Source organism: Rhizobium sp. BK112, assembly GCF_014193215.1.
In the GTDB taxonomy this organism is placed as follows: Bacteria; Pseudomonadota; Alphaproteobacteria; order Rhizobiales; family Rhizobiaceae; genus Rhizobium; species Rhizobium anhuiense.
Genome location: NZ_JACHYZ010000002.1, coordinates 790,000 through 797,292, shown reverse-complemented (window position 1 = coordinate 797,292; position 7,293 = coordinate 790,000). Strand labels below are relative to the sequence as shown.

Sequence of the window (7,293 nt, the reverse complement as noted above, 5' to 3'; positions counted from 1 at the left end):
CTGCTCGCCGGCCGGCGGAAAGGCCGCAAGCCCGCGCTTCAGCGCGCCGGCAGCACGATCCCTATCGTTCAATACGGCGTAAGAGCGGACGAGCCGCATCCATCCCTCGAAATTGTTCGGATCCGCGCTGAGCTTGGCATCGAGGCTTTCGACCATGCCGCGGATCATCTGTTGCCGGTCGCCGGCGTTCATGATCTCGGCGGCTGCAACATCCTGCTGCGTGGGATTGCCCGGGGCAGCCGAATCGGCGCCCGGATTAACAGCTACCGGCGCGCCGCCATTCATGGCGATGTGTTGGTTGACCAGCGGCAGCCAGGGCGCATCGGGCGGCGATTGCTTCGCCAGCGCCTCGAAGGCCTGGCGCGCCTCGTCGCGCCGTCCCGCCTGCTCGCTGCTGAGAGCGATGTAGAAGCGGGCGCGCGGATTGTCAGGCTCCAGCGTCAGCGACTGTTCCAGCACCTGGCGCGCCTCCTCCGTCACCACGCCGTCGGAGACCGCCATCAGCGTCTCGGCAAGGCCGTCGAGCCGCACCGGGCTCGGGCCGAGAAGCCGGATGGCATTGCGGTATGCCACTTGCGCATCGTTGACGCGCATCGTGCGGAAATAGATCGGCGCCAGCACGTCCCAGCCCTTGCCGTCATCGGGCTTCTCGGCCAGGTGCCGTTCGGCCTTGGTGATCAGCACCGCCACATCGTTGCCGGGGTTTTCCAGCCGCGCTTCCAGCGGCTGCGAGGGCAGGTCCGGCCTGCCCGTCGCCAAGTAAAGACAGAGCCCGAGAACCGGCAGAACCAGGAGGACGAAGGCCTCGGTGAAACGGTGATGCCGTGGGGGTTTCGGCGTCTCAACCGGTTCGTCGGCAGAGACGGCGATCAGCCGGCGGCCGATTTCCGCCCTGGCGTAGTCTGCCTCCTCCGGGGTGATCAGCCCGCCACTGAGGTCGCGGTCGAGTTCACGCAGCTGGTCGCGATAGACTGCCGCCTCGCCCGCACGGATATTCTCCGCCGCCTTCGCTCCGCGCAGAAGGGGGTAGAGCAGGATGACGGCGACGACTGCCGTCAAAACGGCAACGAGAATCCAGAACAGCATACCGGCCCAAATACGTGAAGCGCGCCTTCATTCCAACTACCAAAGCCGGAATGACGAAGATTTGAGGCTATAAGCCGCAATTCAGAGCGGCGACCAGCTGCCGTCCTCGTTGCGGCAGGCAGCGCCTCGCGCCACGGTGTCCTTGCCGTCGACGGTCAGCGTATGGGTATATTGCCGGCAGTTCTGCGAACCGACCTGATAGGGTGCAGCCGCGACGACTTTGCCGGTGACATCCTTGCCTGTCCACAGCACCGGTTGGCCGACGGCGGCGCCTTCCAGCGCCCGATATTCCGCCTCGAGCGCCCGCTGCTTGTCGCTATCGTTCAAGTTCACCCCGCTGCGGCCGACGATGCCGCCCTGCAGCGCGGTGATGAAGGTGGCCGATGCCGGGGGTTTGCCTGAAAAAATGCCGCGCGAAGCAGCGCTCTTCGTCGTCGTGCAGCCGGACAGCGCGACGGCGACGAGAAGAGCGGAAACGATCATGCCTTGCGAGCGTAAAATCATTGCGTCGAACCACGATCAGGGGTCAATTTCAGCCGATCGAAGTGCAGCGTCCCCGTGTCAGCATTAAGGCAAAGCATGCTATACATTTGCCAGTATCTTTGTGACATCAAGTAGTTGCTCATGCAACATCCTTTGTGATGCCGGGCAGGATAAGCTTCGCCTTCAACCCACCCCATTCGCCGCGGGAAAGCTCGAGCCGTCCCTGATACTCGCTGGAAATCTCGGTGACGATCGAAAGCCCGAGCCCGGTTCCGGGCTTGCTCTCGTCGAGCCTGCGGCCGCGCTTCAGGGCCTCGCGGATCTGGTCCGGCTCCAGGCCCGGCCCGTCATCCTCGACGGCGAGCTCCACCCAGTGGCGGCGTGCGCTGGCCTCCGCTCCCTTGACGTCGTCGCCGGCCTCGACGGCCGAAAGCCGCACCCTGCTTTTGGCAAAACGCGCCGCATTCTCCAGGAGATTGCCGACAGTCTCCTCGAGATCCTGCTGCTCCATGGCGACGGCCAGATGCGGCGGCGAGACGACGAGATCGAATTCGGTATCGACGTTCAGCCGGCGCATAACGCGCACCAGCCGCTCCAGCGCCGGCTCGGCATCGGTGCGGGCGAGCACGGATTCGCGCTGCGCGGCGATGCGGGCCCGATTGAGATAGGACTGCACCTGCCCCTGCATCGATTCCGCCTGGCTGCGCACCAGCTCGCCATGGGATTTTTCCAAGACGCGCGCCTCGTTCAAGAGCACGGCGATCGGCGTTTTCAGCGAATGGGCGAGATTGCCGACCTGCATACGGGCCCGCTCGACGATGCGGCGGTTGCTGTCGATCAGCGCATTCACCTCGTTGGCGAGCGGCAGGATCTCGCGCGGGAAGTCGCCTTTCAGCTGCTCGCTCTCGCCGGCACGGATGCGCTCCAGTGCGGCGCGTGCCTTGTCGAGCGGCTTCAGGCCGTAGAGAATGGCCAGCGCGTTGACGATCAGGCTGCCGACGCCGAAACCGGCAAGCGCCAGATAGAGGCTATGGGAAAAGGTGCGCACGTCGTCCTCGACGACATCGACATTGCCGGTGACGCGGACGCGCGCGGCGCGCCCGTCGGTATCGAGCACGACTTCGGTTTCGGCCACCTGCACGCGGTTTCCGGAGGCATCGGTCACCTGGTAGTAGCGCTCGTAATTCTTGTCGAAGGGCGCTTCGACCACCGAGGGAACCGGAATGAGCGCAGAGCCGAGTGACGGCGACACCAGCGGTGCCGTCGTATAGGTGCCAAGCGGTTCCACCACCCAGTACCAGCCGGTCTTCGGCTGCGCAAATCGCAAATCGCCGAGCTGCGGGCTGCCGCTGAGCGCGCCCTGATCGCCGATCGTCACCGAATTGATGACGTTATAAAGCTGCGCCCGCAACAGATCCTGAAAACCGCGTTCGGCGCTCTTGCGGTAAAGGGTGGAGATCAACAGGCCGATCACGACGAGCGCCACCGTCGACCAGACTGTGGTCAGCAGCAACACACGTGCGGTGAGCGACTTAATTCGCATGTTTCGGCGCTTGGATGCGGTAGCCGAGACCGCGCACCGTTTCGATCAGGTCGACGCCCATTTTCTTGCGCAGGCGGCCGACGAAGACTTCGATCGTGTTGGAATCGCGGTCGAAATCCTGGTCGTACATGTGCTCGACCAGCTCGGTGCGCGAGACGACCTCGCCCATGTGATGCATGAGATAGGCGAGCAGGCGATATTCGTGCGAGGTCAGCTTCAGCGTCGTGCCGTTGACCGTCGCCTTCGAGGATTTGGTATCGAGCCGCACCGGGCCGCAGATGATCTCGGATGAGGAATGCCCGGCCGCACGCCGGATCAGCGCCCGAATGCGGGCCAGCACTTCCTCGACATGGAAGGGCTTGGTGACGTAGTCGTCGGCGCCGGCGTCGATGCCGGCGACCTTGTCGCTCCAGCGGTCTCGCGCCGTCAGGATCAGCACCGGCACGCCGCGGCCGGCGCCGCGCCATTTTTCCAGAACGGTGACCCCGTCCATCTCCGGAAGGCCGATATCGAGGATGATGGCGTCATAGGGTTCGGTGTCGCCGAGGAAATGGCCCTCCTCGCCGTCGAACGCCTGGTCGACGACATAGCCCGCCTCCTTCAGCGTGTCGGCCAGCTGCCGGTTCAGATTAACGTCGTCTTCGACTACCAGGATGCGCATCGGTTCGCCTTCGTCCGCTTGAAATCATCAATGTCCTGAATAAGCCGATTCCGCTTACATCGGAACCTTTACCGTCACTTTGCGTGGACGCTGCCCATTGCCCTGTACAAGAACGGTGATGATGCAGGTATCGCCCACCGGTTGCACGGACAGGAGCTGGCCGCCCGTCTGCTCGACGACCTGGGCTGCGGCGGCGCTGCAATCGCCTGCCACGCGCAGGACAAGGGTGCTCGTGGCGTCCGATGAGGGCGCCGATACCACCAGTCCGGCGGCCAATGCTGCGACGCTCAGAGGAAAGGCCATGTGTTATGCTTTCAAGGTAATGCCAACTTGTTCCGAATATGTACTCACGTGACCTGAATGGCAAATGAATGCGCTGTAATGCAGGGCGTTTAGAACTGTTCTCGACTGTTCGGGACAGCCGGTTTCAGCACCTGGAAACCACCGCCGCGGCAAGCTCCGACGGCCTTGCCCACGCTTGAAAATGATGCCCTCCGGCCTTGGGATCCACCCATTCTTCATCACCTCTCCCAAAGGCGCGGAGCCGGCAGCCCCCTCCACAGCCATTGTCTGCGAATCAGCCGCGCCGTTCCGATTCCGGCCGACGGCAGCCGGGATAGACCGGCCGATGTCCGCGCGCTTCAGCCCGCATCGGGTCGTCCTGAAATTGTACCGATGTTTCGTGTCATTCATGTCATCATTCCATCTTTTCGCCCGATCGGGGAAAGGCGCAGATGGCGCGGCGGAATGCCGATCGCCGCTTTCGCCGGCTGGTTGAAACTGTTATGTCCTTGCTGCTCCCCATTTCAGGCCGCTCCGCACCAATGCCAAAATCCTCCCGCTTCCGCTCGGCGCAGACGGTCACCGTGCTTGCCGTGACCCAGTTGATCGGCTGGGGCACGACTTTCGACATGCTCGGCGTCATGGGCCGCGTCGTGGCGCCCGCTCTCGGCCTGCCCAATGAGGTGGCGTTTGCCGGCCTGACGATCATGATGATGGTCAGCGCCATTGCCGGCCCCGTGACCGGCCGCTGGCTCGGCCGCTACGGCGCAGCCCGCGTGCTTTCGGCCGCGTCGCTGACCTTTGCGCTTGGCCTGCTGCTGCTTGCCGCCGCAAACGGCATCGTGCTCTATGCCAGCGCCTGGGTCGTCATCGGCATCGGCGGCGCGTTCGGCCTGTCGGCGCCGGCCTATACCGCCGTCGTCGAGCGCGAAGGGGTAAACGGCAAACGCGTCATCGCCATCCTGATGCTGTTCACCGGACTATCGAGCGCCATCTTCTGGCCGATCCTCAGCCTGCTCAACGAGGCGGTCGGCTGGCGGCTCACCTTTCTCGTCTGCGCGGCGCTGCAATTCTTCGTCTGCCTGCCACTGCATCTTTTCGCCCTGCCGAAACCGATCGTAGCGCAAGCCGAAGGCAGCACGGCCGAAATCGCTCCGGTACCGCTCACCAAGGCGGCGCGGCGCAAGGCGTTCCTGCTGATTGCCGCGGCGACGACGATCACGACCTTCATCACCTTCGGCATCTCGCCATCGCTGCTCGAAATCTTCCGCCAGTCCGGCGCCTCACCGGCCTTCGCGCTACAACTCGGCTCAGCGCGCGGCGTCCTCGGCATCTCGGCGCGTTTCCTCGACATGCTGCTCGGCCGGCGCGGCAATCCCATGCTCAGTGCGGTCATGGGCATCGCGCTGATGCTGATCAGTTTCCTGACGATGCTGGTCGCCAGTCCGTCGGCGCCGCTGCTCATCACCTTCGTGCTGCTCTACGGCTTCGGCGCCGGCGTCATGACCGTCGCCCGCGCGCTTCTACCGCTGGCGCTGTTCTCGCCGGGCGAATATGGCCTGCAATCGGCCCGGCTGTCGCTGCCGCAAAACCTCGCCAATGCCATCGCCCCCGTCGTCTTCACCGCCATCCTCGACCGCGCCGGCACCGGCCCGGCGCTTTTTGCCTGCGCCGCTCTCGCGGCATTGTCACTGGGCTTCATATTGATGCTGATGGGGCTGGTGCGCGGCGCCCACGCATCGCAGCCGAGTCCGGTCGCTCCGTGAGAGCCCGGCCCGTAAAATCAGCCATTCTTAATCTGTCTTGATTATGATCGACATCGAGACGAGAGCACCTTCGCGTCACCCAACGCCACCGCTGCAGCGATCTGGCAATGAAACGGCCGCCGCTTTTGGCGAATCTTTTGAATCGGTTGCCGTCGCCTTTTCGAAAATTGAATCCGGTGGCTCAGAAGTTGAGTCAAATTCAGGGCGATGCGAATCCGGATGGCTTCTCATCTACTTGAAATTTCAACGAAATGTAGATCGACCGCCGGCTGCCTGGGGAAATCAGAGCGGCCGCGTCACCGCCGTGCGGCTGTCGTAATCGGCGGCGATGCGCTTTTCCCGGAGCGGCCGCACGCGATCGATCGAGAGCTGATAATCGGGATGGGCCTTGTAGGCGGCAAGGGCCGCCTCGTCGTCGAATTCGCCGTAGACCACGAGATCGATCTCGGTGCCCAGCTGATCGGTCTTCACATTGGTGCCGATTTCCAAAAGCCGCGCATGCGGAATGCCGGTCAGTATGGAAAGCCCGGCCCTCACCTCCTGCAGATGTTCCTCCTGCACGGTGAAGAAGACGATATGGCGGATCACGCGGAAGCTCCTGTCAGATTTGTCAAAATGATGCAGCGACCTTGGCGCATCCTGTCAGACGCGCGGCGCTCCAGATCTCAGCCGGGCGATAACACGCGCGCCCCAGGCCTTCAACCGCGCGCGCATGCCATGCGCAGCATCGGGACGTATCGCCGCATCGAAGGCCATGGCATAGGCTGCGAGCTTTTCCGCCCGGTCGGTACCATTGACGATGCGGCGCGCATTCACCCAGTCCGCGGTCGTCGCGTTCAGGTGATCGGCAAGCTTGTGGCCGGTAAAGCTGCCCTGCAGCATGCCTTCGATCAGGATCGTCACCGCCGCGTCCATCTCCATCGCGCGGTCGGGATCAGCAACGAGGTCGATGCCCGTCAGCACGCTCATCGCCTGATAATTCCGCTTATGGGTGAGTTGCACCAGACCGCGACCGAGCCAGCTGCGGCCATCCTCATCCGGCCGCCAATAGGGCGTCTTTACCCAGGAAAGCCGGCCCGCGGCAAAGGCCGTCTCCAGGATCTCGACCGCGCGCCCATCGCTATCGGCCAGCGTCTCCCGGACCGGCTGCATCGTGTAGGCGGTCTCGTGATAAGCGGTTGCGAGGATATAGGCGAGCCAGCGCCAGTCGGCATCGGCAAACCGCCTTTCCCAGGCGTCGAGAATCGCCGTGATGCCCACTACCTGAGGCTGCGTCAGCTCTCCCTTGAAGAGTTCGCGCCGCACAGTATCGAAAAAGAAGGCCCGATCCATGTGGACAACCATTCCGCGCTTCCCATAAATTTCATGGTTAAAACCGTCTTAATCGATTAAAATCTATTTAATCGTTTAAAGTGTTTAAGCCACTGATTTACACACCTTTTGTCTTGTGCAATGCATCTTCTTGCCCTGAA

At 63.1% G+C, this 7,293-nt stretch carries 7 protein-coding genes and 1 pseudogene; 1 reads left to right on the top strand and 7 read right to left on the bottom strand.

Annotated features, from left to right (window positions below):
• The 5 genes and pseudogenes from ccmI to FHT75_RS09420 form a co-directional block, all read right to left on the bottom strand.
• A pseudogene (gene ccmI / locus FHT75_RS09440) lies at positions 1-1,117 on the bottom strand (c-type cytochrome biogenesis protein CcmI); the annotation flags it as partial.
• Positions 1,118-1,167: 50 nt separating this feature from the next.
• Entirely contained in the window at positions 1,168-1,590 is a 423-nt protein-coding gene (locus FHT75_RS09435) for a membrane protein (RefSeq protein WP_025554682.1), read from the bottom strand.
• Positions 1,591-1,708: 118 nt separating this feature from the next.
• Positions 1,709-3,112, bottom strand: a complete 1,404-nt coding sequence (locus FHT75_RS09430) for a sensor histidine kinase (protein ID WP_025554680.1) — start codon at positions 3,110-3,112, stop codon at positions 1,709-1,711.
• Positions 3,102-3,773, bottom strand: a complete 672-nt coding sequence (locus tag FHT75_RS09425; protein ID WP_018241306.1) for a response regulator transcription factor — start codon at positions 3,771-3,773, stop codon at positions 3,102-3,104. The genes FHT75_RS09430 and FHT75_RS09425 overlap by 11 nt, the downstream gene beginning before the upstream one ends.
• 54 nt (positions 3,774-3,827) lie before the next feature.
• On the bottom strand, positions 3,828-4,076 hold the full coding sequence (locus FHT75_RS09420; RefSeq protein ID WP_025554677.1) for a hypothetical protein: 249 nt from the start codon (positions 4,074-4,076) through the stop codon (positions 3,828-3,830).
• Between the two features lie 521 nt (positions 4,077-4,597).
• On the opposite strand from FHT75_RS09420, the gene FHT75_RS09415 reads away from it, so the two are divergent.
• A complete protein-coding gene (locus FHT75_RS09415; RefSeq protein WP_063476711.1) occupies positions 4,598-5,821 on the top strand; it encodes an MFS transporter in 1,224 nt (407 codons plus the stop codon).
• Between the two features lie 282 nt (positions 5,822-6,103).
• On the opposite strand, the gene FHT75_RS09410 is transcribed toward FHT75_RS09415, so the two are convergent.
• Both FHT75_RS09410 and FHT75_RS09405 read right to left on the bottom strand, forming a co-directional pair.
• Positions 6,104-6,409: a Dabb family protein gene (locus FHT75_RS09410; RefSeq protein ID WP_003546748.1), complete on the bottom strand. Its 306-nt coding sequence runs from the start codon at positions 6,407-6,409 to the stop codon at positions 6,104-6,106.
• Positions 6,410-6,463: 54 nt separating this feature from the next.
• On the bottom strand, positions 6,464-7,165 hold the full coding sequence (locus FHT75_RS09405) for a chitinase (protein WP_025554825.1): 702 nt from the start codon (positions 7,163-7,165) through the stop codon (positions 6,464-6,466).
• Positions 7,166-7,293: the final 128 nt, after the last annotated feature.

What these genes read in the sequence shown, in the direction of transcription:
- FHT75_RS09435 (WP_025554682.1), bottom strand. Translation starts at nt 1,590, where the DNA reads ATGATTTTACGCTCGCAAGGCATGATCGTTTCCGCTCTTCTCGTCGCC.
- FHT75_RS09430 (WP_025554680.1), bottom strand. Translation starts at nt 3,112, where the DNA reads ATGCGAATTAAGTCGCTCACCGCACGTGTGTTGCTGCTGACCACAGTC.
- FHT75_RS09425 (WP_018241306.1), bottom strand. Translation starts at nt 3,773, where the DNA reads ATGCGCATCCTGGTAGTCGAAGACGACGTTAATCTGAACCGGCAGCTG.
- FHT75_RS09420 (WP_025554677.1), bottom strand. Translation starts at nt 4,076, where the DNA reads ATGGCCTTTCCTCTGAGCGTCGCAGCATTGGCCGCCGGACTGGTGGTA.
- FHT75_RS09415 (WP_063476711.1), top strand. Translation starts at nt 4,598, where the DNA reads ATGCCAAAATCCTCCCGCTTCCGCTCGGCGCAGACGGTCACCGTGCTT.
- FHT75_RS09405 (WP_025554825.1), bottom strand. Translation starts at nt 7,165, where the DNA reads ATGGTTGTCCACATGGATCGGGCCTTCTTTTTCGATACTGTGCGGCGC.